This is a genomic window from Glutamicibacter sp. ZJUTW, from assembly GCF_008370855.1.
In the GTDB taxonomy this organism is placed as follows: domain Bacteria; phylum Actinomycetota; class Actinomycetes; order Actinomycetales; family Micrococcaceae; genus Glutamicibacter; species Glutamicibacter nicotianae.
Genome location: NZ_CP043624.1, coordinates 2,566,435 through 2,590,843, shown reverse-complemented (window position 1 = coordinate 2,590,843; position 24,409 = coordinate 2,566,435). Strand labels below are relative to the sequence as shown.

The 24,409-nt window shown below is 60.4% G+C and carries 26 protein-coding genes; 19 read left to right on the top strand and 7 right to left on the bottom strand.

What is annotated here, in order from left to right:
* The first annotated feature begins 39 nt into the window (after positions 1 to 39).
* From F0M17_RS12260 to F0M17_RS12250, 3 genes are read left to right on the top strand one after another with little or no spacing between them, the layout of a single operon-like run.
* Positions 40 to 222 carry a DUF4244 domain-containing protein gene (locus F0M17_RS12260; protein WP_038991688.1) on the top strand — a complete coding sequence of 61 codons (183 nt, stop codon included), beginning with the start codon at positions 40 to 42 and terminating at the stop codon, positions 220 to 222.
* Between the two features lie 3 nt (positions 223 to 225).
* Positions 226 to 561, top strand: coding sequence for a TadE family type IV pilus minor pilin (locus F0M17_RS12255; RefSeq protein WP_052253803.1), 336 nt, complete (start codon positions 226 to 228; stop codon positions 559 to 561).
* The gene (locus F0M17_RS12250; protein ID WP_149597176.1) at positions 558 to 953 is read left to right on the top strand and encodes an Rv3654c family TadE-like protein; all 396 of its coding nucleotides are present in this window, start codon (positions 558 to 560) and stop codon (positions 951 to 953) included. Before F0M17_RS12255 ends, F0M17_RS12250 begins: the two co-directional genes overlap by 4 nt.
* Before the next feature lie 14 nt (positions 954 to 967).
* Here the strand turns inward: F0M17_RS12250 and F0M17_RS12245 are convergent, their stop codons facing one another.
* Together F0M17_RS12245 and F0M17_RS12240 are read right to left on the bottom strand one after the other, a co-directional pair.
* A complete protein-coding gene (locus tag F0M17_RS12245) occupies positions 968 to 3,298 on the bottom strand; it encodes a DEAD/DEAH box helicase (protein ID WP_149597175.1) in 2,331 nt (776 codons plus the stop codon).
* A 98-nt stretch (positions 3,299 to 3,396) separates the two neighbouring features.
* Positions 3,397 to 4,053, bottom strand: coding sequence for a GNAT family N-acetyltransferase (locus F0M17_RS12240; RefSeq protein WP_038991682.1), 657 nt, complete (start codon positions 4,051 to 4,053; stop codon positions 3,397 to 3,399).
* Positions 4,054 to 4,218: 165 nt separating this feature from the next.
* On the opposite strand from F0M17_RS12240, the gene F0M17_RS12235 reads away from it, so the two are divergent.
* The gene (locus tag F0M17_RS12235; protein WP_038991681.1) at positions 4,219 to 5,118 is read left to right on the top strand and encodes a rhodanese-related sulfurtransferase; all 900 of its coding nucleotides are present in this window, start codon (positions 4,219 to 4,221) and stop codon (positions 5,116 to 5,118) included.
* Positions 5,119 to 5,169: 51 nt separating this feature from the next.
* Here F0M17_RS12235 and F0M17_RS12230 read toward each other — a convergent pair whose 3' ends face one another.
* Positions 5,170 to 5,748 (bottom strand): GNAT family N-acetyltransferase, encoded by a 579-nt coding sequence (locus tag F0M17_RS12230; RefSeq protein WP_038991680.1) that lies wholly within the window; start codon positions 5,746 to 5,748, stop codon positions 5,170 to 5,172.
* Between the two features lie 73 nt (positions 5,749 to 5,821).
* Between F0M17_RS12230 and F0M17_RS12225 the strand changes: the two genes are divergently transcribed.
* From F0M17_RS12225 to proC, 6 genes are all read left to right on the top strand, one after another.
* Entirely contained in the window at positions 5,822 to 7,411 is a 1,590-nt protein-coding gene (locus F0M17_RS12225) for a methyltransferase (RefSeq protein WP_149597174.1), read from the top strand.
* A 23-nt stretch (positions 7,412 to 7,434) separates the two neighbouring features.
* A complete protein-coding gene (locus F0M17_RS12220) occupies positions 7,435 to 8,085 on the top strand; it encodes a helix-turn-helix transcriptional regulator (RefSeq protein ID WP_038991753.1) in 651 nt (216 codons plus the stop codon).
* 149 nt (positions 8,086 to 8,234) lie between these two features.
* Positions 8,235 to 11,024: a type I DNA topoisomerase gene (gene topA / locus F0M17_RS12215; RefSeq protein WP_038991676.1), complete on the top strand. Its 2,790-nt coding sequence runs from the start codon at positions 8,235 to 8,237 to the stop codon at positions 11,022 to 11,024.
* A 32-nt stretch (positions 11,025 to 11,056) separates the two neighbouring features.
* Positions 11,057 to 12,076 (top strand): Ppx/GppA phosphatase family protein, encoded by a 1,020-nt coding sequence (locus F0M17_RS12210; RefSeq protein WP_038991675.1) that lies wholly within the window; start codon positions 11,057 to 11,059, stop codon positions 12,074 to 12,076.
* Between the two features lie 53 nt (positions 12,077 to 12,129).
* Complete coding sequence (locus F0M17_RS12205; protein WP_038991673.1) at positions 12,130 to 12,954, top strand: sugar phosphate isomerase/epimerase; 825 nt, start codon at positions 12,130 to 12,132, stop codon at positions 12,952 to 12,954.
* A gap of 4 nt (positions 12,955 to 12,958) precedes the next feature.
* A complete protein-coding gene (gene proC / locus F0M17_RS12200) occupies positions 12,959 to 13,801 on the top strand; it encodes a pyrroline-5-carboxylate reductase (protein ID WP_149597173.1) in 843 nt (280 codons plus the stop codon).
* 74 nt (positions 13,802 to 13,875) lie between these two features.
* Here proC and F0M17_RS12195 read toward each other — a convergent pair whose 3' ends face one another.
* Both F0M17_RS12195 and F0M17_RS12190 read right to left on the bottom strand, forming a co-directional pair.
* Entirely contained in the window at positions 13,876 to 14,532 is a 657-nt protein-coding gene (locus F0M17_RS12195; protein WP_038992348.1) for a TrkA family potassium uptake protein, read from the bottom strand.
* Positions 14,533 to 14,539: 7 nt separating this feature from the next.
* The gene (locus F0M17_RS12190) at positions 14,540 to 15,973 is read right to left on the bottom strand and encodes a TrkH family potassium uptake protein (protein ID WP_038992320.1); all 1,434 of its coding nucleotides are present in this window, start codon (positions 15,971 to 15,973) and stop codon (positions 14,540 to 14,542) included.
* 205 nt (positions 15,974 to 16,178) lie between these two features.
* Between F0M17_RS12190 and F0M17_RS12185 the strand changes: the two genes are divergently transcribed.
* From F0M17_RS12185 to F0M17_RS12165, 5 genes are all read left to right on the top strand, one after another.
* Complete coding sequence (locus tag F0M17_RS12185; protein WP_190265208.1) at positions 16,179 to 17,348, top strand: acetoin utilization protein AcuC; 1,170 nt, start codon at positions 16,179 to 16,181, stop codon at positions 17,346 to 17,348.
* A gap of 95 nt (positions 17,349 to 17,443) precedes the next feature.
* Positions 17,444 to 17,887: a helix-turn-helix transcriptional regulator gene (locus F0M17_RS12180; RefSeq protein ID WP_083515560.1), complete on the top strand. Its 444-nt coding sequence runs from the start codon at positions 17,444 to 17,446 to the stop codon at positions 17,885 to 17,887.
* Between the two features lie 190 nt (positions 17,888 to 18,077).
* Positions 18,078 to 19,421: an NADP-specific glutamate dehydrogenase gene (gdhA, locus tag F0M17_RS12175; RefSeq protein ID WP_038992317.1), complete on the top strand. Its 1,344-nt coding sequence runs from the start codon at positions 18,078 to 18,080 to the stop codon at positions 19,419 to 19,421.
* 255 nt (positions 19,422 to 19,676) lie between these two features.
* Positions 19,677 to 19,901, top strand: a complete 225-nt coding sequence (locus tag F0M17_RS12170; RefSeq protein WP_013349804.1) for a helix-turn-helix domain-containing protein — start codon at positions 19,677 to 19,679, stop codon at positions 19,899 to 19,901.
* A 139-nt stretch (positions 19,902 to 20,040) separates the two neighbouring features.
* Entirely contained in the window at positions 20,041 to 20,139 is a 99-nt protein-coding gene (locus F0M17_RS12165; protein WP_005504750.1) for a 30S ribosomal protein bS22, read from the top strand.
* A gap of 102 nt (positions 20,140 to 20,241) precedes the next feature.
* Here the strand turns inward: F0M17_RS12165 and F0M17_RS12160 are convergent, their stop codons facing one another.
* Positions 20,242 to 21,048 (bottom strand): HAD family phosphatase, encoded by an 807-nt coding sequence (locus F0M17_RS12160; RefSeq protein WP_038992316.1) that lies wholly within the window; start codon positions 21,046 to 21,048, stop codon positions 20,242 to 20,244.
* A gap of 62 nt (positions 21,049 to 21,110) precedes the next feature.
* Here F0M17_RS12160 and F0M17_RS12155 point away from each other — a divergent pair, with 62 nt between their 5' ends.
* Both F0M17_RS12155 and F0M17_RS12150 read left to right on the top strand, forming a co-directional pair.
* Positions 21,111 to 21,356 carry a glutaredoxin family protein gene (locus F0M17_RS12155; RefSeq protein WP_307723203.1) on the top strand — a complete coding sequence of 82 codons (246 nt, stop codon included), beginning with the start codon at positions 21,111 to 21,113 and terminating at the stop codon, positions 21,354 to 21,356.
* Positions 21,357 to 21,383: 27 nt separating this feature from the next.
* Positions 21,384 to 22,058 (top strand): redox-sensing transcriptional repressor Rex, encoded by a 675-nt coding sequence (locus F0M17_RS12150; protein ID WP_223308761.1) that lies wholly within the window; start codon positions 21,384 to 21,386, stop codon positions 22,056 to 22,058.
* 105 nt (positions 22,059 to 22,163) lie between these two features.
* Here the strand turns inward: F0M17_RS12150 and F0M17_RS12145 are convergent, their stop codons facing one another.
* The gene (locus F0M17_RS12145) at positions 22,164 to 22,943 is read right to left on the bottom strand and encodes a hypothetical protein (RefSeq protein ID WP_210416643.1); all 780 of its coding nucleotides are present in this window, start codon (positions 22,941 to 22,943) and stop codon (positions 22,164 to 22,166) included.
* Positions 22,944 to 23,114: 171 nt separating this feature from the next.
* On the opposite strand from F0M17_RS12145, the gene F0M17_RS12140 reads away from it, so the two are divergent.
* Together F0M17_RS12140 and F0M17_RS12135 are read left to right on the top strand one after the other, a co-directional pair.
* Positions 23,115 to 23,777 carry a histidine phosphatase family protein gene (locus tag F0M17_RS12140; RefSeq protein WP_038992310.1) on the top strand — a complete coding sequence of 221 codons (663 nt, stop codon included), beginning with the start codon at positions 23,115 to 23,117 and terminating at the stop codon, positions 23,775 to 23,777.
* Positions 23,778 to 23,782: 5 nt separating this feature from the next.
* Positions 23,783 to 24,406: a TlpA disulfide reductase family protein gene (locus F0M17_RS12135; protein WP_038992308.1), complete on the top strand. Its 624-nt coding sequence runs from the start codon at positions 23,783 to 23,785 to the stop codon at positions 24,404 to 24,406.
* The last annotated feature ends 3 nt before the right edge of the window (positions 24,407 to 24,409 follow it).

The window sequence follows — 24,409 nt, the reverse complement described above, 5'->3', positions numbered from 1 at the left end:
CATCGGCGCCGGGGACAGGTATCCAGAAAGGAAAACACAATGAACCGACGGTTCCGTGAAATCAGGGATCTGCTCCAGGAAGAGCAGGGATCCACCACAGCCGAATTCGCTATGGTCACCCTGGCTGCCGTAGCCTTTGCGGGCCTGCTGATCAGCATCCTGTCCAGCGGCGACGTACGCGGCATGCTGATGGGCCTGATCACTAAAGCATTGTCGCTGTAGGCCATGAGATTCAGTGATGAATCTGGCAGCAGCACCGCAGAATTTGCGGTGCTGCTGCCAGCAGTTGCGATCATGCTGTCCTTGGCTCTGTGCTTTGGTGTCGTTGGGATCCAACAGATTCAAGTTCAGCAGGCGGCCGGGGCCATGGCCAGGGAATTGGCCCGCGGCGAGGATGATGCCACCGCTCGCGCCAGCGGGGTTCGGCTAGCAGGAAACCAAGCCCGATTCTCGCTGTCAACATCCAGCGGCTACTCGCAAGTGCACGTTAGCAAAACCGTGCGGCTTCCAATTGTCGGCAGCCTGCAGGTCCACGGACAAGCCAGCGTGGCAGTCGAATGAGCAAGCTGCAACGCCTCCGAAACGAACAGGGCAGCGGGACGGTCATGGCGACGGCGCTCGTCGTTGTTGCGCTGCTTATCGCTGGAGCGGTCCTGGCATGGGTTGCAGCAACACGAGCTGCGATGCAGGCAGCCAGCGCTGCAGACATGTCGGCGCTGGCTGCCGCAGATACGGCCCGTGGGCTGCGTCCCGGCGAACCCTGCACCGTAGCTGCGCAGCTTGCGCAATTCAACGGTGCGCAGTTGGCATCATGCACGGTGGAACCCGGTGGCGAGTCGGTGCGTGTAGCAACCTATGTTCCTGTCGGATTCCGTGCCATGGGCGTGGAACTGTATCAGGCCGAAGCCCGGGCGCGGGCCGGAGCGCCACCGCTGGATGCTCCGATGCCCTGAGCAGGCACATGGGTTCAGCGGTGGTGGGCTGGTTCCACGTCATCGAGCACGGCGGTCAACAGCAAGATGGCGCCAGCCTTGTCCAACGGATTATTGCGGTTTCCGCACTTGGGGGATTGCACGCAGCTGGGGCACCCGTGCTGGCATTCGCAAGCCTGGATGGCATCTCGGGTGGCCCTGACCCAATCGGTGAAGCGCTCGAAACCGCGCTCGGCAAACCCTGCACCACCGGGCTGGGCGTCGTAGACGAAAATTGTCGGATGCCCGGTATCCATATGCAGCGCGGTGGATACTCCGCCAATATCCCAACGGTCGCTCGTGGCAACAAGGGGCAGCAAGCCGATCATGGCATGCTCAGCTGCATGCAAGGCTCCGGGGAATTGGTCAACCGCCAAGCCAGCTCGCAATAGCCGCTGCTCGGTCAGCGTGAACCAAACGGACTTGGTGTTCAGATCCCTGGCTTCAAGTTCCAGGGGCTCTTCTGAGAGCACCTCGTTGGAAGCCACCGACTTGCGCTGGAAGGAAACGACCTGGGTGGTCACCGTCACTTCGCCGAAATGAATCGTCAGGTCCCGATGGTTGCGCTCGCGTTCCTCGGATTCGATGGCGACCGTGGTGAGATCGCGTGCTGTGGTGTAGTAGTCGGGATTGACCCGGGTCACGATCACCACGTGGTTCTGCTCGTCAAGTTCTTCCACATGGTAGCTCGCACCCTGGTGGACATAGATGGCTCCTGGATGCGCCTGATAATGCGTTTGCGGGGAATCCATGGTGCCGAGCAAGGCGCCGGTTTCCGCATCGATGATGTCAACTGGTCCACCGCCATCGGCGCGGATGGAGAACATCGCCGACGCATGCTGCGGATGTGTCCAAAACCATCCGGCAGGGCGTCGGCGCAAGTATCCGCGTTGCACCAGCGAATCCAGAAGCTGCTCGGTCTGTGGACCGAAAAGTTCGAGCTCTTCAGGGCGCAGGGGAGATTCTTGCGCGGCCGCGCAGAGATGGCCGCTGAGCACATACTTGTTTTGCGGATCAAAGACCGTTGCTTCAACTCCCAAATCGAAGATGGCTTCGGGGTGATGCGCCAGGTAGGTATCCAACGGATCTTCGGCCGCGACAAAGATCGCGAGCGCATCCTGGCCGGAACGTCCGGCACGGCCGATTTGCTGGAAGAACGACGCGCGGGTACCCGTCCAGCCAGCCACCACAACGGCGTCCAGACCAGCAATGTCGATGCCCAATTCCAGCGCCGAGGTCGAGGTGACGCCCAGCAGCTCGCCGCTGCGCAATTGCTCCTCCACCGCTCGGCGCTCATTGGGCAGGTAGCCCGAGCGGTAGGCCGCAAGCCGGACGGATAGTTCTGGAGCAAATTTTTCCAGATGCTTGCGAGTGAGCGTTGCGATGGTTTCAGCGCCCCGGCGAGACTTGATGAAGACAATGGTTCGAACATGGTCGGCCATCAGGTCGGTGAGGATCGAGGCGCTTTCGGCAACGGCGGTGCGACGTACTGGCGCACCGTTTTCACCTCTGTGCTCGCTCATCGGAGGTTCCCACAAAGCCATCACCAGTTCGCCGCTGGCAGAGAAATCATTGGTTACCGCTTGCGCTGGTGCTCCGATGAGGCGACCGAAGGATTCTTCCGGGTCTGAGCTCGTAGCGGACGCACCGATGAACACCGGGTAATTGCCGTAATGGGCGCAAACGCGTCGCAATCGGCGCATCAGGTTGGCGACATGCGCGCCGAAGACTCCGCGGTAGGAATGCGCCTCATCAATGATGATGTAGCGAAGGCGCTTGAAGAACCGGGACCAAGCCGGATGGTTGGGCAGGATGCCGCGATGAAGCATATCGGGATTGGTGAAAACGAAGTTGGCATGCTGGCGTACCCAGGCACGCGTTGCCTGATCGGTATCCCCATCGTAGGGAGCGGCTCGGACACCGGGAACCTTCAAGGATTCCACTGCGGACAGCTGGTCGGCCGCCAGCGCTTTGGTGGGGCAGATATAGAGCACCGATGCTCCGGCATCGGCATCGTTGAACCCGCTGTCCTTGGCTCTAAGCAATTGTTCCAAGCTCGGCATCAGGTAGGCCATGGACTTGCCCGAAGCGGTTCCGGTGGAAACGATGGTGTGATGGCCAGAGTGGATGAGATTAGCCGCCTGGGCTTGGTGCAGCCATGGCTGCTGGATGCCCAGGCCCTGGAAGATCTCGATGAGCTCGGCGCTGAGCCACTGGGGCCATGGGCTGGTGATCTCGTCCTTGGCAGCCCTGGTGCGGCGGTGCACCACCGCGTCTGGATCATTGGTCCGGTCGAAGGGATCTAAGAGAGAACGCACTGACTTCACGAGGACGCCTTCCGGACCGGGAACTGCTGGAGTTAAAGACTATCGCCGTGCTTGACGCGGATACGTCAAGCACGGCGATGAGAGCGACTGTGAAGGAGCTAGGCCTTGAACATGACAACCTTGCCCAGCGAAGTCCAGCCCAGTGAAGCATAAAGCTGCTGGCCATCGACGGAAGCGATCAGCAGGCCTTCATCAACATCGTGTTCCTGGGCCAGCGAAGCCAGCGCACGCATGATCAAGGTGCCGAGGCCCTGGCGGCGGAAATCGGCGCCGGTGATGATGCGGTCGAAGATCGCATATCCGTCGACTGCCGAGACGTGGCCGGAGGCGGCAACTACTTCCTGGTTGTCTTCAGGATGCAGCGACACATAGGCATGCGTGCCATCGCGTTCGATCTGGAAAATGAAGCCGTCTGCAGGCAGCGGGACCTCGACGTCGTGCACGGCTAGTTCAGTGACCATCAGCGCTTCGTCGTCGGCGGTGACCTGCAGGCCAACTTCGGTCGCCATTGCGACCAGATTTTCGGCGGAGTCGTCGAATGCCGTCAGGCGGCGGTTTGGGTGCTTCGCCAGAGTTTCGGCGACTGCTGCAAGTTCCTCTTTGGAAGGGCCATAGATGACGTATTCCCAGTCTTCTGTGGTGTCGTGGCGCAGCGCAGCGTGGACTCGTCCTTCGTTACGAGTTTCATAACCACGAGCCCCAGCCCAGCCTGCTACCCAGGTGCCAATCAGTTCATCGCTTGCGTTTGATGCCATAATTTGACCCTACCTTGTCTTTCCTAGGAATTAGCTGACATTGAACTAATCGTTGCCTACTTGAAACTATCGCACTGTCCGAGAGCCCGATATTCCCGGGGAAGATCAATGTGACATTGCTCTTTTCCTCGGCGTTTCGCGGCCCGAAGCTACTAACATTGTAGGGTGGCCATTCATCGCATAGTTCTGTATTACGCTTTTACTCCGCTCCCAGATCCAGAGGCAATCCGCCTTTGGCAGCGCTCTCTGCTGGAGCGCTGGGGCCTGCGCGGACGCATCATCATCTCCAAAGACGGCATCAACGGCACCGTGGGTGGCGAGATCTCCGCAGTCAAGGCCTACGTCAAGGCCACCCGGGAACTTCCCGCATTCAAGAAGATGGATATCAAGTGGTCTGAAGGCTCGGCTGAGGACTTCCCGCGTATCTCCGTCAAGGTTCGCGACGAGATCGTCACCTTCGGCGCCCCTGGGGAACTCGAAGTCGACGAGAACGGCGTGGTAGGTGGCGGCACCCACCTGCGCCCCGAAGAACTGCACGAACTGGTGGACAGCAGGAAGAAGGCCGGCGAGAAGGTGCACTTCTTCGATGGCCGCAACGCCTTCGAAGCGCAGATCGGCAAATTCAAGGACGCGATCGTTCCTGACGTGGAGACCACCCGTGATTTCGTTGCAGAACTGGATTCGGGCAAGTACGACCACCTGAAGGACCAGCCGGTGGTCACCTACTGCACCGGCGGCATCCGCTGCGAGGTGCTCTCTGCTTTGATGGTCAAGCGCGGCTTCCAAGAGGTGTACCAGATGCAGGGCGGCATTGTCCGCTATGGCGAGAAGTACGGCGATGCAGGACTCTGGGAAGGTTCGCTGTACGTTTTTGACAAGCGCATGCACACAGAATTCACCGAAGACGCGGTGACTATCGGTGAATGCGTTGGCTGCCAGGGCCCGACGAACAAGTTCGAGAACTGCTCGAACCCAGCCTGCCGCAATCTGCGCCTGTTCTGCGACGACTGCGCGAAGGATGAAGAGCTGCGCCGCTGCCCAGAGTGCAGCACCGTGGACGCCTGATCACCGCATGGACCAACTGCGGCCCGGACTGTCGAAGTCCGGGCCGCAGTCCTATATTGCCGTCGCCGGCCACAAGCCGGTCGAGGCGTCCTTGACCTCGGTCTGTTCCACCTCGGTCCGGTAAATCTTCAGCCCGCGTGCTTGGTAATTCGGCAGCGCCGCCGGCCCGTCCAATGAACACGTATGCAACCACACCCGGCTGACCGCAGGCAGCTGCGTCCAGCGCGAGCCCAGGGCCCAAGCCTGCCGCAGTGCTTCGCTGAGCAGCACTCCGCCGAGGCCGCGACCGGTAGCTTCAGGAAAGAGCCCGAAGTAGAAGATCTCGACTTCGCTGCCGGCTTCCACGACTTCCGTGACGAGCTCTACGTATCCCTTGGGAGCACCCTGCTGGTAGAGCACCCACGTTTCAGAGCCGGGACGTCGGAGCACTTCGTCCCACTGCTCGCGTGTGGAACCCAGGCGGTCAGCCCAGTTCAGCTCGCTGCCGACGCTTTGGTAAAGGAACCGCGAAAATTCCGGGGTGATCTCGTCGGCCAGTTCAATCCGGGCGTCCTCGGGCAGGGATTTGGACGAAGAGATGATCTCCGCAGGATTGAGCTGTTGCAGATAGGTCACGGTTACTTGGGTCATGCCCACATCATAGGTCGGGCCAAGTTGACTAGCCTAGCTCCCGCCGGTTGCGTTACTCGGTAGACTTGGCGTTGTGAATGCTGCTGAATTTTCTTCCATTGATGACGCTCCGCAGAGCCATAATCAACTGCTCATCGATTCGCTGGCCAAAGACCTGACTGCTGTCGGGTACAACTATGAAAATGTCGAGGGGCTGCTGGGCGAGGAAGCCGCCGCAGCATTTGCTCGCGACCAGCTGCACCCTGCATTGCGCAATCTGGATCGGCGCGGGGAGGATGCCCCTCTGGCTTGCGTAGTCCGCCTCTTCCAATTGGGCCAGACCCAGGAAGAAGCTGCCATCAATGCCGCCTTCCCGACGCTCAAGACTGACGGCCTGCTCAAGCTGGGGCTCGTCGAGTCCTGGGCCAGCGGTTACCGTGCCAAGATCGCCTTGGCACTGCATTCATCGGATGCCGATGGCGAATTGTGGGTGGCCCACGACTTGGGCGCACACCAGCGCCCCGGCGTGCTGCGCACCGACCATGTGCTTGGCATTGGCCAGGCTTCGCTGACCCTGGCGCAGATCACGATCCGCGAAAAGGTCGAGCGCGCGCTGGACTTGGGCACCGGCTGCGGCATCCAGCTCTTCCACCTGCTCTCGCATGCGGAACACGTCACCGCCACGGACCTGTCGGCCCGAGCCCTGGGATTCACCCGGTTCAACCTGATGCTCAACCACCAGGCCTTGGCACTGGATCCAGAGAACCTCGATTCTCGAGTCACCTTGCTCCAGGGAAGCCTGTTCGAGCCGGTGGCAGGATCCACGTTCAATTTGATCGCCAGCAACCCGCCGTTCGTCATCACCCCGCGAAGCAGCACAGAGCGGGCCAAGGACCGTTTCACCTACCGTGATGGGGGAATGGCTGGCGACACCTTGGTGAGCACCCTGATCGAGCAGGCCCCTGAATTCTTGGAGCCGGGTGGTTCCATGCAAATGCTTTCAAACTGGGAGATTCCTCTTCTAGACGATGAATCGAACCAAGCATGGGATGCCCGGGTGCGCCAGTGGTTCGGCGACAAGCTGGACGTATGGGTGATTGAGCGCGAACAGACGACCCCAAGCGGCTACGCGGAAACCTGGTTGCGCGACTCTTCGCAGACCGAAGACAGCAGCTCGTATGTCTCCGCCTACAACGCGTACCTCGATGACTTCGAGTCCCGCGGCGTGGGGGCCATCGGCTTCGGCTTGGTGTACCTCCGCCGCCCGGTTGCAAGCCGCCCAGTCCTGCAACGCTACGAGCAGATCTCGCATCAGGTGGAACAGCCGCTGGCCCCGACATTGCAACGCGATATCGCGATGGCTGACCAGCTGGCAGCGGCCGGCGAAGGATACAAGGATTGGCTCCTGCTGGTGCCTGAGGATGTCACCGAGGAGCGCCACCAGCGTCCGGGGGCAGAGTACCCGGGCGTGATCCTGCTGCGCCAGGGTGCTGGCCTGCGCCGAACTGAATTGCTTGATACTGCGCAGGCAGGATTTGTTTCCGCCTGCGATGGTGAATTATCTGTATCGCAACTAGTCAATGCGCTGGAATCGCTGATAGGCGAGGGGAAGGAAGACTTCTCGGACGTGCTTTATGAAGCAGTGAAGCGGCTCTTGCGACATGGCCTGCTTCAGAAAATGTGAAACAAGCGCTAAAGTTTTTCCCTATGACACGGAACACAATTGAGGAACAAGGTGGAGCCGCCTCGCAAGATGCGGCAAAAATTCCACAAGTTGTCTCGATCACTGACCCCCAAGCGATTCGAGCGTTGGCGCATGACGCTCGACTGATCGTCTTGGATGAGCTCTTTGCTTCGCAGACCACCCGCACCGCTACGGAACTTGCATCGCTGTGCGCGTTGACCCCCAGCGCAATGAGCTATCACCTTCGAGCTCTGGAGAAGTACGGATACGTTATTCGTGCCGCCAGCGAGGGTGATGCACGCGAGCGCCGCTGGCGTGCGGCCGGTGAACGGCTTGAACTGAACACGCAGATCGACTCGGCCAACGCCAAGACCGCGTACTTGAATGTGCAGTTGAACGCATTCCGCACGCGGCTTAATGCCGAAGTCCAACGCCGCGAGGCAGAAGCGAAGGCCGGAATCGCTCCGGAGCCTGACCGCCCGCCGATGCTGACCAGCGGTTTGGTCTTCCTCTCAGAGGCCAAGCAGCGCGAGTTCAACCGCCGGATGCTGGATCTCGTGTACGAATACGAGGCACAGGCAACAGCTGAGGAACGCAGTATTGATTCGCGGCGTATGTTCTACTTAATCTCATTGCTTCCCGAATACCAGAGCATGGGGGAGGCGACATCATAAGCATGCCCGGCTCAGGGAGCGCAGATCCTTCGGTGTAAGATCATCGAGAAATGTGCTTATAGAGTAGGCATGAAGAACGAAGCTGCGATGGCGGATCGAGCAAGGCCCGGGAATGGGTGCCGAAGGTCCGTGTTGTCTAAAGGAGTGCTGTGCCCCCCAAGGCCAAGGAAAAGACTGGTAAGAAACTCGTAATCGTGGAGTCTCCTGCCAAGGTGAAGTCGATCGCCAAGTATTTGGGCGAAGGCTTTGACGTGGATGCCTCTGTGGGCCATATCCGCGACCTTCCGCAGCCCTCGGAACTGCCAACCGAGCTGAAGAAAACCTCCGTAGGCAAGTTCGCTGTCGATCTGGACAACGACTTCGAACCGTACTACATGGTCTACCCGGACAAGAAGAAGCGCGTTTCCGAACTGAAGGCGAAGCTCAAGGAAGCTGACGAACTTTACCTCGCAACCGATGCGGACCGCGAGGGCGAAGCCATCGCGTGGCACCTGCTGCAGGTCCTGAAGCCAAAGGTTCCGGTACGCCGCCTGGCCTTTACCGAAATCACCAAGGAAGGCATCGCCCGCGCCCTGGAGAACATGCGCGAACTGGATACCGACCTCGTCGACGCCCAGGAAACCCGCCGTGTCCTGGACCGCCTCTACGGTTACGAAATTTCACCGGTGCTTTGGCGCAAGGTGGCCCGCGGCCTGTCAGCAGGCCGTGTGCAGTCCGTGGCAACCCGTCTGGTCGTTGAGCGCGAACGCGAACGCATGGCCTTCATCCCCGCCGGATACTGGGACGTGAAGGGCAACTTCGCTACCAGTGACGGCGAAGCTTTTGCGGCAAAGCTGTCGGCAGTGGACGGCGCCCGTGTCGCCTCCGGCCGCGACTTCGATGACCGCGGCCAGTTGAAGGCCACCCGCAACAAGCTGGCTCACCTTGACCAGGAATCGGCCCAGTCGCTGGTGGCGAACCTGTCGAAGACCGACTTCGAGGTGACCTCTGTCGAGGACAAGCCGTACACCCGTCGTCCGGCAGCGCCGTTCACCACCTCCACGCTGCAGCAGGAAGCATCCCGCAAGCTGCGCTGGAGTTCAAAGATCACCATGCAGATCGCCCAGCGCCTGTATGAAAACGGCTACATCACCTATATGCGTACCGACTCGGTCTTCCTCTCGGGCGAGGCAGTGACTGCCGCGCGCAAGCAGGCCACCGAACTGTACGGAGCCGATTCCGTTCCAGCCAAACCACGCGTCTACAAGGCGAAGAATGATGCGGCCCAGGAAGCCCACGAAGCGATCCGACCGGCAGGTGACATGTTCCGCCGCCCGAAGGACGTTCGCTCCTCGCTGTCCAAGGACGAATACACGCTCTACGAGCTGATCTGGAAGCGCACCGTCGCCTCGCAGATGGCCGATGCCAAGGGCTTCACCGCCACCATCAAGCTGCAGGGCACCGCCAGCGATCAGCGGGTGGCAGAGTTCTCGGCATCCGGCACCGTCATCACCTTCCGCGGTTTCCTTTCCGCCTATGAGGAGGGCAAGGACGAGCAGGCTGTAGAAGCCGCGGCAGAGAATGCCGAAGCGCGCCTGCCGCAGCTGGCCGTGGGCCAGCAGCTGGCTGGCGACGAGCTGACCGCACTAGGCCACGAAACCACCCCGCCAGCCCGCTACACCGAAGCTTCCATCGTGGCTGAGCTTGAAAAGCGCGAGATCGGCCGCCCGTCGACCTACGCGCCAACTATCTCGACCATCATGGACCGCGGCTACGTCACCAAGCGCGGCGGCGCCCTGGTGCCGAGCTGGATCGCGTTCTCGGTGATCCGCCTGCTCGAAGAGCACTTCGCGAAGTACGTGGACTACGATTTCACCGCCCGGCTGGAAGACGATCTCGATGAGATCGCCAACGGCCAGCGTGCCCGCACCGACTGGCTGAACCTGTTCTACTTCGGCAAGGGCGCGGATGCCGAGACCGAGGGCCTGAAGCATGTGGTCGACAACCTGGGCGATATCGACGCCCGGGCGATCAACTCGATCAAGGTCACCGACGACATCACCTTGCGTGTGGGCAAGTTCGGCCCGTATCTGGAACGTGCCATCCCGGAAGGTGCCGAGGAAGGGACCGAGCCGCAGCGCGCCAACGTGCCTGAGGACCTGGCCCCGGATGAGCTGACTGCCGAAAAAGCCGAGGAGCTCTTCGCCAATTCGCAGGTCTCGGAAAAGGACCTGGGCAATGATCCGGAAACCGGTCGCAAGATCGTGGCCAAGGATGGCCGCTACGGCGCCTACGTCACCGAGATCATTCCGGAACCGACCGCGGAGGAATTGGCGGCGCTGCCGGTCGAGTACTACAAGAATGGCAAGCCCAAGCCGCCGAAGAAGCCAACCAAGGTCAAGCCGCGCACCGCGTCGCTGTTCAAGTCCATGACCGTGGAATCGGTGACCTTGGAAGAGGCACTGAAGCTGATGAGCCTGCCACGTGTGCTGGGGGCTGATGCCGAAGGCGAAGAGATCACGGTGCAGAACGGCCGCTTCGGCCCGTACCTGAAGAAGGGCAGCGATTCGCGCTCCATCGAGAGCGAAGAGCAGATCTTCACGATCACGCTGGACGAGGCGCTGGCGATCTACGCGCAGCCGAAGCAACGCGGCCGGCGTGCCGCGGTGCCGCCATTGGCCGAGTTCGGCGTCGACCCGACCAGCGAGAAGAACATCGTGGTCAAGGACGGCCGCTTCGGCCCGTACATCACCGACGGCGTCACGAACATCACCGTGCCGCGCGGCACCTCGCTGGAGGAGCTGACCCGCGAGCAGGCTATCGAACTGCTTGCGGACAAGCGTGCCCGCGGACCAGTGAAGCGCACGGCAAAGAAGGCGCCGGCCAAGAAGCCGGCAGCCAAGAAGGCCCCGGCGAAGAAGGCAACGGCCAAGAAGACCACCGCAAAAAAGACTGACTAGTCTTTCTTGCCAGGCCTAACGAGGAGCGCACCATGAGACTCGGTGTATTGGATATCGGTTCAAATACCGTTCACCTCTTGCTCGTCGACGCATATCCGGGCGCACGCCCGGTTCCCTATGCCTCGCACAAGCGACCCCTGTCCCTGGTGCGCTACCTCAATGAGTATGGCGCCATCACCGAGGAAGGCCAGCTCGAGCTGATCTCCTTCATCAAGGAAGCTGCGCAGTTTGCAGAAAACCACCAGGTCGAGGACTTCATGGCTTTCTGCACTTCCGCGATCCGCGAATCCTCCAACGGCGCTGCCGTGCTGGAACGCGTCGAAGCCGAGACGGGCGTGAGCCTGATGGAACTGACCGGCGAGGAAGAAGCCGGCATGACCTTCTACTCGGTACGCCGCTGGTTCGGCTGGTCATCTGAATCCATCTTGAACCTGGACATGGGCGGCGGCTCGCTGGAACTGGCCCTGGGCGTTGACGAGTTCCCCCAAACCGCATTCTCCGTGCCCCTGGGCGCCGGCAGGCTGACCCGCGAATGGCTTCCCAACGATCTGCCGTCGATGAAGGAAGTCAAGGAACTGCGTACATACGTACGCGATGTCCTCGCCGACCCGACCACTGAACTGCGCCAGTACGGCAAGCCCACCTTGGCCACCGCGACTTCCAAGACTTTCCGTTCCCTGGCGCGCATCACCGGCGCCGCGCCGAGCACGGAGGGTCCTTACGTCAAGCGTGTGCTCCATCGGGATGCACTGAAATTATGGACCAACCGCTTGACGGCGATGAGCTGGGCAGAACGTGCAGAATTGCCCGGCGTTTCAGAGATCCGCGCCCCGCAATTGCTCGCTGGCGCGATCGTAGCCCACGAGGCGATGAGTGCCCTGAAGCTGAAATCTGTGCGAATTTGCCCTTGGGCTATCCGTGAAGGCTTGATGCTGAGACGATTTGATCACGTGATGTTTGACTCTGCGACACCGCTCAGTAGTAGCGTGGGAGTTGGGGAAGTAGCGCTGGACAACGAGAAGTACAAGTTTCTCGCCAAACCCAGCAGCTAACCTTCTTGGCTAAACGGTGCCTGCAAAGTGGGCACGGTAACAGGAGGCAAGGCATGGAAGACCAGAAGAGCACAATGAAGGTGCCAGTCACCCTCTCCAGCGCGTCAGTTTATCCGCTGACCGTCCATGATGCCTTCGCTATGGCCAAAGACGTGGGATACGACGGGCTGGAAGTGCTGATTACCGGCAATGCGGCCAGCCAATCTGCCACCGCGCTCAAAGCCTTGATGGACAAGTACCAGCTGCCGATCCTGGCCATTCATGCTCCGACACTGCTGCTCACCCAGCAGGTGTGGGGCTCTGCCTGGGCAAAGATCGAACGCTCGGTCATCCTGGCTCAAGCCGTCGGCGCCAGCGTGGTTGTCGCCCACCCGCCATTCAGGTGGCAAGGTTCCTACGCCGAGGAATTCGCCGAAGGCGTGCAGCGGCTGACCGACACCACTGGGATGAAAATCGCCGTGGAGAACATGTATCCGTGGCGTGCCCGGGGCCGAGAAGCCAAGATGTATCTTCCGCACTGGAACCCCGTCCCGCAGCACTACCAGAATGTGACCTGGGATTTCTCCCATGCCGCCATCGCCAATATGGATTCACGCCAAGCAGTCGAGGATCTGGGCCAGCGACTGGCGCACGTGCACCTGTGCGATGGCCTGGACAACGGCAAGGACGAGCACCTGGTGCCAGGCCTGGGAACCCAGCCGGTGGCCGAAACTCTGCAATACCTGCGCGATGCCAACTGGGACGGAACCATAGCCGTCGAGGTGTCCACCCGCAAAGCGCGCAATGCGGGACAAAAGGAAGAATGGCTGGGAAAGACCCTAGAATTTGCCCGCCAGCACTTAACAGTCGGCAGTGACCCCAAGCCAATGACACAATAGCCATATGAGTGAAGCAACAAAGAATCTGTCCCTGTCCTTCCTCGGTGCTGGCTCCATGAACGGCGCCATCCTGCGTGGCATCATCGGATCAGGCCATGATCCGAAGCTCATCACCGCCACCGTCCGCAGCGGCAAGCGAGCTGCAGAACTGCGTGAGCTTGGCATCAACGTCCTGGTCAGCGAGGACGACCCAGAATCCAACCGCAAGGCCGCGGCCAGTGCCGACATCATTTTCCTGGGAGTGAAGCCGGTCGGCATCACCGACCTGTGCGAAGAGATTTCCGGATCCCTGGACGCGCAGAAGGTCGTTGTTTCCGTGGCCGCCGCAATCACCCTGAACAGCATGCAGGCACATCTGCCGCAGGGCCAGCCGGTGATTCGCTCCATGCCGAACACCCCGTTGATGGTCGGTGCAGGCGTTGTGGGCATCAGCCCGGCTGAAAGCGTCAGCGAAGAGCAAACCCAGCTGGTCACCGACCTGCTCTCCGGCTCCGGCGATGTGCACGTCATCGGCGAGGATCAGCAAAACGCGCTCTCCGCAATTTCCGGTTCCGGCCCTGCCTATGCCTTCTACCTCGCTGAAGCCATGGCCAACGCCGGTGTGGCCATGGGCTTGGACGAGAAGCTGTCCATCGCGCTGGCCCGTGCCACCGTGGCTGGCGCAGGCAAGATGCTCTCGGACCCTGATGCGGATCCGGCGGCCCTGCGCAAGGCAGTGACCAGTCCAAAAGGCACCACCGAGCAGGCCATCGCCACCTTCGATGAGCACGGCATTCCAAAGATCATTGCTGCCGGAACCCAAGCGGCAGCGGCTCGTGCGGCCCAATTGAGCGACGAGCTCGGCTAGACCCCAACACGTGAAACGGCGGTGGCCGGCAACCAACTGGATGCCGGCCACCGCCGTTTTCGAATCCTTTGGCCCTAGGGGCGGGCCGCGAACCGCTCCAGCAGATCCACGTGTCCCGAGACGATCAGGACATCTCGACGCGTCACCATGGTATCGGGGATTGCGTAAGTGAAATCCTCACCAGGGGACTTCACCCCGACAATGGTCACCCCGTACTTGGAGCGGACCTGGGACTGGGCCAAGGTGAAGCCCTGGGTCTCCTTGGGCGGGTACATTTTCACGATGGCGAAGCCGTCATCGAATTCGATGAAGTCGAGCATGCGACCGCCGACCAGGTGCGCGGCACGCACCCCGGCATCGGCTTCCGGATAGATGACATGGTTGGCGCCGATGCGCGTAAGAATCTTTCCATGGGACGGAGTGATGGCCTTGACCCACAGGTGCTCGATGCCCAGATCCACCAGGTTGACGGTGATCAGCACCGAGGATTCGATGGAAGTGCCGACGCCCACGACAGCAGAGGAGAATTCCTGGGCGCCGAGCTGGCGCAGCGCATCGATGTTGGTTGCGTCGGCCGCGACAACGTGGGTCAGGGTGCTGGCCCACTGCTGGACGAGCTCCGGGCTGCGCTCGATGGCCAGCACTTCGCGGCCCTGCTTGACCAGCGTCTCGGCAACAGAGGCACCGAAGCGGCCCAAGCCGATCACCAGCACCGGGGCATTGTGGTCCATGTTCTTGTCAGCCAATGAGAGGCCTTTCTTCTGGAAGTCTGAACAACGTGTTGCGGTGGCGCATGGTCAATGCGCTGGCGAGTGTAATGCTGCCGATGCGTCCGGCAAACATCAACGCGCTGAGCACATATTTGCCAGCCGGAGGCAGTTCTTGCGATACGCCGGTGCTCAGCCCCACGGTAGCAAAGGCCGAAATCGACTCGAACAGGGCACGCGAGAAGCCCACTGATTCATCAATGGTCACCAGTGCCCCGGTAGCGACCATCACCAGCGAAGCGCCCATGGCGACCACTGAGATGGCCACGCGCATGGTGCCCTGAGGAATCTGCCGGCCGAAGGCCTTCGCGTCCGTATCGCCGCGGACCTCTGCCAGAATGGCCAAGAACATCACGGCAATGGTGGTGACCTTGATGCCGCCAGCGGTGGAAGCTGAACCGCCACCGGCAAACATCAATGCGTCGGTCAGCAGGACGGTCACCTGGTGGATGTCGTTCTGGTCCACCAGATTGAATCCACCGGAACGGGTCATCGTCGAGGCGAAGAATCCATGAATGATCTTGTCGCTCAAGGACAGACCCCCAATGGTCTTGGGATTGGCCCATTCGAATACCAGCCACAGGAAGGATCCGGCAAAGAGCAGGATCGTGGTGGTGAGCATGGTCAGCTTAGTATGCAGGTTCCACTTCTTGATGTTGAACTTGTGCGCCAGGAGCACCATGATGACCGGGAACCCCAAGGAACCGGTGAAAACGCCGGCCATCAAGGGTCCCAGGATCCACAGGTCGGTTTCATAGGGAACCAAACCATCGGAGTGCGGGGTGAAGCCTGCATTGTTGAAAGCCGAGACTGCATAGAAAATTCCGTGCCAGATGGAGGACAGCACGCTTTCGCCCAGAATGTAGAAGCGCGGGATCAAGAACAGCGCGATCACCGCCTGCAGGCTGATCGCCGTGAGGATCACGATGCGCAGCAGCGAGCTGACCTCGCCCAGCGCAGAGGCTCCAGAACTGTTCATGGAGTTCTGGGCCATCAGCTTGGCTCGCACGCCCAGCTTGCGCGATACCGCCAGGGACATGATGGAGGCCAAGGTCAAAATGCCCAACCCGCCCATGAACGTCGCGACCAGCATGATCAGCTGGCCGGCAAATGACCAATGCACCGCGGTGGAGACGGTGGTGAGGCCGGTGACGCACACCGCCGACACCGCCGTGAACAATGCGTCATGCAGCGCGGTGGCTTCTCCGGTGGCCGAGGAAAACGGTGCGGCCAGCAGGGAAGTGAACAGCGTGATGGCCAAGAGGAAAGCGCCAAGAGTCAAGCGCGCGGGGGAGCGCACGGTGAAGTCGGCGACTGCGATGCGAACCGCCAGCCATTTCTTGCGTCGCCGTTCACGCATTTCAGCTGCCCGGGCACTGGGGCCCGGTGCACTGGCTGTGCTCATTTATTTCTCGCCGTTTCCTCGGGAACAGTACTTTGCCATGCGGAATTGAAGTCCTCCTAGTAATTTACGCGTTTCCACCGCTAAACGCTTGCGTTGCCCGCCTGAAGACCCGACAAGCCTCGCAATCTGCCATAAATTCATGAGTTGGATCACTATCGGGTAGCCTGAATTTGTGTTAGATCCGCAGCATGCCCCACGGTCCACCATGGTGATGTGGGATGAACAGTATCTGAAGTACAAATTCAGCGACTGGCATCCGATGCACCCTTCGCGGCTAGAGCTGACCTATCGGCTCAGCGACGAGCTGGATGTTTTCGATGCGCAGAACGTCTCGATCCAGGCGCCAGAAGTTGCCGAGGACGCGGTTATCGGCACGGTTCACGACCAGACCTATATCGACCAGGTACGACGGGTCAGCAACGATCCGGCACTGGTTGCCGAAGAATTCGGCTTGGGCACTGAAGACGACCCGGTATTCGCCGGGATGCATGAAGCAGCCGGGCGCATCGTGGGAGGTTCGGTGATGGCGGCCCAAGCCATCATGGATGAAGATGTTGTCCGTGCAGTGAATTTCGCCGGCGGCATGCACCATGCAGCGAAGAGCAAAGCCAGCGGTTTTTGCATCTACAACGACGCTGCCGCCGCGATCCAGCGCCTGCTGGAACAGGGCGCGAAGCGCGTAGTCTACATAGATGTCGACGCGCATCATGGGGATGGCACCGAATCGATCTTCTGGGATGACGAACGTGTGCTGACAATTTCGATCCACGAATCGGGATTGTCGCTTTTCCCGGGAACCGGATTCGCCAATGAAATCGGCGGCAAGGATGCCCAGGGCAGCGCAGTCAATGTCGCTCTTCCGGCCATGACCGGGGACTCCGGGTGGATGCGTGCTTTCCATGCGATCGTTCCCCAACTGGTGCGCGCCTTCAAGCCGGAAATCATTGTCTCCCAGCATGGATGCGATGCGCACCGTGATGACGACATGACCAATTTGAAGCTGTCGGTCGATGCCCAACGCCAGGCCGCCTTGGATATTTCCCAGCTGGCGGACGAACTGTGCGAAGGCCGTTGGCTGGCTACCGGAGGCGGGGGTTATAACGTCACTGCCGTCGTGCCGCGTACCTGGACCCATCTGACCGCGATTGTCGCCGGCAAGCCGGTGCCGTTGCGCACCTATGTCCCCGAGACTTTCCGCCGCTATGTCCTGGAAAAGTACGGGCGTGCCATGCCTTATCTCATGGGCGACGATGCCCAGTTGTGGTGGCGCAATTGGGAAGTTGGCTATGATCCGGCCGATCCGGTGGACCGGACCATCATTGCTACCCGCAAAGAAGTTTTCCCGCTCTTTGGCCTTGATCCCTGGTTTGACTAGCCTCGGGTCGTTGCGACCACTGGGCGCAGCAACAGGACTTCACAGCTTTTTCGAGAAGGAAATTGATTGCCATTCATTCATATGCCGTTAGGGTTATGAGTGTGGCAATTGATGAAGTATTTTCGGCGTTGGCTGAGCCGACCCGACGCAGGATCATAGAAGCGCTCAAGTCCGAGCCGAAAGCCGTGGGCACCTTGGTCACGGAACTGGAGATTTCCCAGCCGACCGTTTCCAAGCACCTGAAGGTATTGCGCGAAGCTGAGCTCGTGAGCATGGCCGCTGCCGGGCAGAGGCGCATCTACAGCATCGACACCGCTGCGCTCGAAGACCTCGTGCATTGGTGCACCGAATTGGTTCCTGCACCAGCGGTGGACCAGGAACCGGCAACGGCCGAAACCGGAACCGAGGGGCAGCTGGCTGTGGCATCGAATCCGACCGCCCAGCAGATCGGCCGCCGCGTGGGCCAAGGCTTGGAACAAGTTACGGGACGTGCGCAGGAATTCTTCGAGAAACTTCCTCGGTTCGGACGCCGACGCTAGGCGTTGTCCAGTCTTCGACGCTGCAACCGGGCAAAATGGTCAATCTTTTAAGTTACGCGCGCAATCCTGTTTTATAACAAGAAAATTTTGTTCAGAATGCCCAGCATGGCATTCTCGTGTGCGGGGCAGTGACGCCGGCTATGAGGCCCCTCGTGCGCCTGTGCCTGCCCCAAGTGATGAGGAGAAGAACTTGGACAAGCACTTAGCGACGATTCGCGACGAAGTCTTCCGCCGCAATCCCGGCGAAGCAGAATTCCATCAGGCCGTCACAGAAGTATTCGAGAGCCTTGAAGCCGTATCGGTCAAGCACCCTGAATACGCTGAAGCCGCAATCCTGCAGCGTTTGTGCGAACCTGAACGCCAGATCATCTTCCGCGTGCCATGGGTTGACGACGAAGGACGCGTGCAGATCAACCGCGGCTTCCGCGTTGAATTCAACTCGGCACTAGGCCCATACAAGGGCGGTCTGCGCTTCCACCCATCGGTCTACCTTGGCATCGTCAAGTTCCTGGGCTTCGAGCAGATCTTCAAGAACTCCCTGACCGGCATGCCAATCGGCGGCGGCAAGGGCGGCTCGGACTTCGACCCCCGCGGCAAGTCCGATGGCGAAGTCATGCGCTTCTGCCAGTCCTTCATGACCGAGCTCTACCGCCACATTGGCGAATACACCGACGTGCCAGCAGGCGACATCGGCGTGGGTGGCCGCGAAATCGGCTACCTCTTCGGCCAGTACAAGCGCATCACCAACCGCTACGAGTCCGGCGTGCTGACCGGCAAGGGCTTGAGCTGGGGCGGTTCCCTGGTTCGCCCGGAAGCCACCGGCTACGGCGCAGTGATCTTCACCGAAGAAATGCTCAAGACCCGCGGCCAGACCTTCGACGGCCAGCGTGTGGTCGTTTCCGGTTCGGGCAACGTGGCAATCCACGCCATCGAGAAGGCGCAGGCACTGGGAGCCAAGGTCGTCACCGCCTCCGACTCGGCCGGCTTCATCGTCGACGAAGGCGGCATCGACCTGGATCTGCTGCGCCAGATCAAGGAAGTCGAGCGCGGGCGCATCTCCGAGTACGCCGAACGCCGTGGCAGCAAGAAGGTCAAGTACGTCGCAGGCGGCAGCGTCTGGGACGTCGAAGGCACCGTGGCCCTGCCATGCGCAACCCAGAACGAGTTGGGTGCCGAGGCTGCGAAGAAGATGGTCGCCGCTGGCACCATTGCCGTCGCCGAAGGCGCCAACATGCCTACCACCGCTGAGGCAACGTCGATCTTCCAGGATGCCGGAGTGCTCTTCGGCCCAGGCAAGGCCGCCAACGCTGGCGGTGTCGCCACCTCGGCCCTGGAGATGCAGCAGAACGCCAGCCGCGATGCATGGACCTTCGAGCACACCGAGCGCCGCCTGACCGAGATCATGGTCGGCATCCACGACAGCTGTGCTGCCACTGCAGACGAGTACGGCATGCCAGGCAACTACGTCGCCGGTGCCAACATCGCTGGCTTCGTGAAGGTTGCTGACGCCATGCTAGCGCAAGGCGTCATCTAGTAATTCAGTTTGTTGCAATCCGCGTGGATTCATCGGACCCCGGTGAATCCACGCGGATTGTCTCATTCTGGCATCGAAATATGCGATTCAGATGGTCACCGGTGTGTTTCGTGATGCAAAAGTTACAAAAGTGCGATTAGACTAGTACAAAGCGAACGTGAACCTGAACCGCCGATGTTGATCCAAAGTCGTGTAAGTTCATCTTCGCTAAAATAACGCGACGAATTAGAGATCAGCGTCAGGAGAATATCCCGCATGACGGATAAACAGAATTTTGCCGGAGCCCGATTCATGACTGTGGCCGAAGTCGCCGACATGATGCGTGTTTCCAAAATGACCGTTTATCGGCTGATCCACGCCGGTGATCTGCCAGCTGTTCAGTTCGGTCGCTCCTATCGTGTTCCGGAAAACGCCGTGGAATCATATCTGAATGCCGCGGCCATTGATCCGCAGCACGGTACCGGTTCCTACGGTCGATAGTCCGCGCGATGGTCAGAGCATGGCCGAAAAGCGGGTAATCTGTTAAGGAACGTTTAACGTCCGGTCAACCTTGTCCTTGTGCTCGCGCGCAAGCAGGCGTTTGGGGTTGACGCATTTATTTAGTTTGTGAGGAACCACTATGGGCTCTGTTATCAAGAAGCGCCGCAAGCGTATGTCGAAGAAGAAGCACCGCAAATTGCTTCGCAAGACCCGCCACCAGCGTCGCAACAAGAAGTAAATCTGCTTCTGAGCGTTTGCCGCTTGGCAATCATCGCCACCGCTTCACAGTGATACTGCTGAACGGTGGCGATTGCTTTATCCAAAACCGCTCAACGCCCGCCTAAGAGCCGGAACGGCGCACGAATGAACGCCGGGCAGCCCAGAGCGCGCCAAGGACGCCAGCGGCCTTCAGGCCCAGTTTGGCGGCCCGCTGGCCGGTGCGGAAGTCATAGACCTGCCAGCCGCGGCGCTTGGCGTAGGCGCGCAGCCGTGCATCGGGATTGATGCACACCGGATGGCCCACGGCTTCAAGCAGGGGAACATCATTGTAGGAATCCGAGTACGCCCAGGACTTCGATAACGAGATTCCGCGAGCCTTCGCCAGGGAGCGCACGGCCTGGGCCTTTTCCGCAGCATGCAGGATCGGACTGGCCAGCGCTCCGGTGTAGAAACCGTCTTCGCTGGCCACTACGGTGCCCAGTGCGCCGGTAAGTTCCAGGCGATCTGAGATGACATTCGCCACTTCCAGGGGAGTGGCAGTGACCAGCCAGACCTCACGCCCCACCGTCCGATGCTGGCGGGCAATGGCTACCGTCCCGGTCCACAGCTTGGGTTCGATGTATTCGTCATAGATCTCGTTGCCGATCTTCTCGATCTCTGACACCGGAATCCCGCGAACCATCATCAATGCACGGTCGCGGATCTGGTGGATGTCCCCGAGGTGCTCGCCTCGGGCGGCGAAGCGCAGCTGCTTGAGCGCGAACCAGAGGATTTCGCGGAACTGGAAGAAACGGCGCTCATGCAGCTTGCGGGCCAGCAGATACAGCGAGGCGCCGCGCACAAGTGTGTTGTCGACATCGAAAAAAGCGGCGACCGTTTCCGGCGCCAGGGCGGAATTCGGGCTGGGGTGTGGATCGATGGAAGGCATTTGATCCAGTTTATTTCATCGCCAAGTTTAAGCGTGGTTACGGCTCGTGAGATTATAGGCAGGTGAGTACTTTGCATCAGATCCAGCTATTGGTTCGAGAAGGCTGCCACCTGTGCCACGCCGCACGCGCAACCGTGGCCGAGGTGACTGGACGGCTGAATATGGAGTTTTCCGAACTCGATATCGACCAGCACCCTGAACTGCTGGCAAAGCACCACGAAGAAGTGCCGGTGCTGCTCATCGACGGAGCAGTCCGCGACTTCTGGCACATCGACGCACAGCGTCTCGAACGGCTGCTGCGCAGCTAGCCGCGGCGGAATTCATGAATATGCGTTGTGCTCGTCCAGAGCACCGAAAAGTGCGGGAGAACGAAGATGTCAGAGCTTGAAGCCCGGGTCCTGCCTGAGGCCACGCTGGCTCGACTAACCCAATACCTGCGCGCGCTGAACGCCCTGGAAGCCCAAGGCCTGGAACGCACCAGTTCCGGTGTGCTGGCCAAGGAAGCCGGCGTTAACCCCTCCATCTTGCGCAAGGACCTTTCCTGGTTGGGATCCTACGGAACCCGCGGTGTGGGCTATGTGGTCCGCGAGCTGGCAGAACATATCAGCCGCACACTTGGCTTGAACCAGGACTGGCGTGTGGCCATTCTCGGCGCAGGCAACCTCGGCCGGGCGCTCAGCGGCTATGCAGGGTTCAAGACTCGCGGCTTCAACGTCAAGGCGATTCTGGATGTCGATCCTGCACTGGTGGGCAGCGCAGTTGGCGAACTGCATGTGGAAGCCATCGCGGACTTGGCTGCTGTCGTGGAACGCGAGGAAATCAACATTGCCGTCCTGGCCGTCCCCGGAGAAGCCGCGCAGGATCTGGTCTACGAACTGGCCGAGCTGTCGGTCCGCTCGGTGCTCTCCTTCGCGCCGAAGCCGCTGCGCGTACCAGCGGGAATGAATCTGCGGCGCGTCGACCTGTCCACCGAATTGCAGATCCTTGCCTACCTCGCCGTCCAAGGCTGAAACTCCGGCAAGCAGAAAGGCGTAGCCGCATCATCCTCCGATGGGATGACGCGGCTACGCCTTGACTGTTCTTGCGGGGCCTAGCGAAGCTGCAAGGCCAGGGGTTTAGCGGAAGCCCGCGAGGCGGGCCTGGCGGCGCTGCGCAATGTATTGCGAGGACGGGCGCAGCCAGGAGAAGACCACGCCGGCAACGCCCAGCAAGATGCCCACAACGTAGACGGCATTGATGATTCCGGCCTGGGTGTCGGCGAACATGCTGATCATTGGAACGGTCGTCACGAGGTTCAGCAGCGAAATTGCACCGAGGATCGTGGCGATAATGCGCATGGCGCCCACGCCGCGGCCAACGAAGAAGCCCACCAGGAAGTACAGGCCCAAGGTGATGACCATGCCGACAATCACGAAGCTCGACATCATGGAATTGACCTGGGACATGAACGCTTCAGGGCTGGCCATCATCTGCTCGACCAGCGGATCCTGCTCCATGCCAGGAGTGCTCTGCATCTGCTTCTCGAACTCTTCTTGGACCAAGGACCACTGCTGGCCAATCATGTTCGCCATCATGTTGGAGTTGGCCATCAGCCAGCTGGCCAGGGCGCTGAAAATGCCGGCGAGCAAGATCAAGCCAAAGGCGATGGCCAAGGTCCGCGGACGCTCGGTCGGCGGCTGCACGCCAGCGTAGCCGCCCTGCTGGCCATACTGGTCGTAGCCCGAAGCCTGCGGCTGCCCGTAGGGATTCGGATTCTGGCCGTACGGGTTCTGGCCATAGGGCGAGGGCTGCTGGCCGTAGGGGTTTTCACCGTAAGGGTTCTGCGATGACCTCTGGCCCGAAGGGTTCGGGTTATAGGGCTGGCCCGGCTGGTTAGGATCGTAGTCGCTCATCATGCATCCTTCTGGGTCGAACTATCTTATTTACCAAGCGTAGTGGCAGGTCATTGTGAGCAACCCCTCCGAAAGGATGGTTTTTCCATATGGGATTCCAATGCGTGTCCTGTGAATAGTTGACGGTGGCCACAATATGGCTAATTTGCACCGAATATTTGAGACACTGGAATCATGCCATTATCGACTGTCCATTTGTTGCGCCATGGGGAAGTTTTCAACCCTGACCGTATGCTCTACGGCAGGATCCCCGGCTTCGGGCTCTCGGAACTGGGATTCCAGATGGCCGATGGGGCAGGCGAATATTTTGCCAAGCGCCAGGCCGAAGGCGGCAACGTGGTCCGGTTGGTAGCCTCTCCGCTCTTGCGTGCCCAGCAGACTGCCGCGCCGACCTCCAAGGCCTTGGACCTGCAGATCCACACCGACGAACGGGTGATTGAAGCGGGCAACAAGCTCGAGGGCCTGTCCAAGGTCGCAGAGCACCTGCGCCAGCCGAAGTATTGGCCACTGCTGGTCAACCCGCTGAAGCCTTCATGGGGTGAAGCCTACGTCGAGCAGGTAGCCCGCATGCGCCTGGCCATGGACGAGCATCGCAAGGCAGCGGTCGCCGAACACGGCGAAGGCTCCGAGGTCATCATCGTCAGCCATCAGCTGCCGATCTGGGTGACGCGCCGAGCCGCCGAGAAGAAGCGTCTGTGGCATGATCCGCGCCAGCGCGAGTGCACCCTTGCATCCATCACCAGCTTTGATTTTGAGGGAGACGAATTGGTCTCCGTGCGTTACACCGAACCGTGCCCCGAGCTGCTTGCCGGCGCGGCGAATATCCCTGGAGCCTAAAGCAAATGACTGATCCCGTGCCTAATCCTCGCCCGTTGAGCCGCCGTACCATGCTGCGATCGCTGATGGTTGCCGCCGCCGTGGTGCCGCTGGCTGCCTGCAGCGGCAAGGAAGATGCGCTGACCGCGCAAGCGAACAGCGGCGACGGCAAGAACTACATTGCCGGCGACGGTGCAGTGGAAGAATACGAAGTCTCCAAGCGCAGCGAACCGGTGGCCATCAAGGCCACCACGTACCATGGCACGGACATCGACTTCACGCAGTGGCAGGGCAAGCCGGTCGTCATGAACTTCTGGTATGCCGCCTGTGCACCGTGCCGCATCGAAGCGCCGGATCTGAAGGAAATTGCCGAAGAGTTCGGCGAGAAGGTCGAATTCATCGGCATCAACGTACGCGACGAAGCCGAAGCCGCGAAGGCCTTTGAACGCACCTTCGACATTCCCTACGAGTCCGTGCAGGACACTGACGGGGCGATCCAGCTGGCGATGACCAAGTACGTGCCGCTGCAGGCTGTTCCATCCACGCTGGTGCTGGACCGCAAGGGACGTGTCCGTGCCCGCGTGATCGGTGCGGTGGAGCCGGGTACTCTCAAATCGTTGATCAGCACCGCTCTGACCGAAGAGTTGTGAGCT

Bases quoted from the DNA above. Each gene is read 5' to 3' on its own strand.
- F0M17_RS12260 (WP_038991688.1), top strand. From the start codon at position 40: ATGAACCGACGGTTCCGTGAAATCAGGGATCTGCTCCAGGAAGAGCAG.
- F0M17_RS12255 (WP_052253803.1), top strand. From the start codon at position 226: ATGAGATTCAGTGATGAATCTGGCAGCAGCACCGCAGAATTTGCGGTG.
- F0M17_RS12250 (WP_149597176.1), top strand. From the start codon at position 558: ATGAGCAAGCTGCAACGCCTCCGAAACGAACAGGGCAGCGGGACGGTC.
- F0M17_RS12240 (WP_038991682.1), bottom strand. From the start codon at position 4,053: ATGGCATCAAACGCAAGCGATGAACTGATTGGCACCTGGGTAGCAGGC.
- F0M17_RS12230 (WP_038991680.1), bottom strand. From the start codon at position 5,748: ATGACCCAAGTAACCGTGACCTATCTGCAACAGCTCAATCCTGCGGAG.
- F0M17_RS12220 (WP_038991753.1), top strand. From the start codon at position 7,435: ATGACACGGAACACAATTGAGGAACAAGGTGGAGCCGCCTCGCAAGAT.
- F0M17_RS12210 (WP_038991675.1), top strand. From the start codon at position 11,057: ATGAGACTCGGTGTATTGGATATCGGTTCAAATACCGTTCACCTCTTG.
- F0M17_RS12205 (WP_038991673.1), top strand. From the start codon at position 12,130: ATGGAAGACCAGAAGAGCACAATGAAGGTGCCAGTCACCCTCTCCAGC.
- proC (WP_149597173.1), top strand. From the start codon at position 12,959: ATGAGTGAAGCAACAAAGAATCTGTCCCTGTCCTTCCTCGGTGCTGGC.
- F0M17_RS12195 (WP_038992348.1), bottom strand. From the start codon at position 14,532: ATGGACCACAATGCCCCGGTGCTGGTGATCGGCTTGGGCCGCTTCGGT.
- F0M17_RS12190 (WP_038992320.1), bottom strand. From the start codon at position 15,973: ATGAGCACAGCCAGTGCACCGGGCCCCAGTGCCCGGGCAGCTGAAATG.
- F0M17_RS12185 (WP_190265208.1), top strand. From the start codon at position 16,179: ATGGTGATGTGGGATGAACAGTATCTGAAGTACAAATTCAGCGACTGG.
- F0M17_RS12180 (WP_083515560.1), top strand. From the start codon at position 17,444: ATGAGTGTGGCAATTGATGAAGTATTTTCGGCGTTGGCTGAGCCGACC.
- F0M17_RS12170 (WP_013349804.1), top strand. From the start codon at position 19,677: ATGACGGATAAACAGAATTTTGCCGGAGCCCGATTCATGACTGTGGCC.
- F0M17_RS12165 (WP_005504750.1), top strand. From the start codon at position 20,041: ATGGGCTCTGTTATCAAGAAGCGCCGCAAGCGTATGTCGAAGAAGAAG.
- F0M17_RS12160 (WP_038992316.1), bottom strand. From the start codon at position 21,048: ATGCCTTCCATCGATCCACACCCCAGCCCGAATTCCGCCCTGGCGCCG.
- F0M17_RS12145 (WP_210416643.1), bottom strand. From the start codon at position 22,943: ATGATGAGCGACTACGATCCTAACCAGCCGGGCCAGCCCTATAACCCG.
- F0M17_RS12140 (WP_038992310.1), top strand. From the start codon at position 23,115: ATGCCATTATCGACTGTCCATTTGTTGCGCCATGGGGAAGTTTTCAAC.
- F0M17_RS12135 (WP_038992308.1), top strand. From the start codon at position 23,783: ATGACTGATCCCGTGCCTAATCCTCGCCCGTTGAGCCGCCGTACCATG.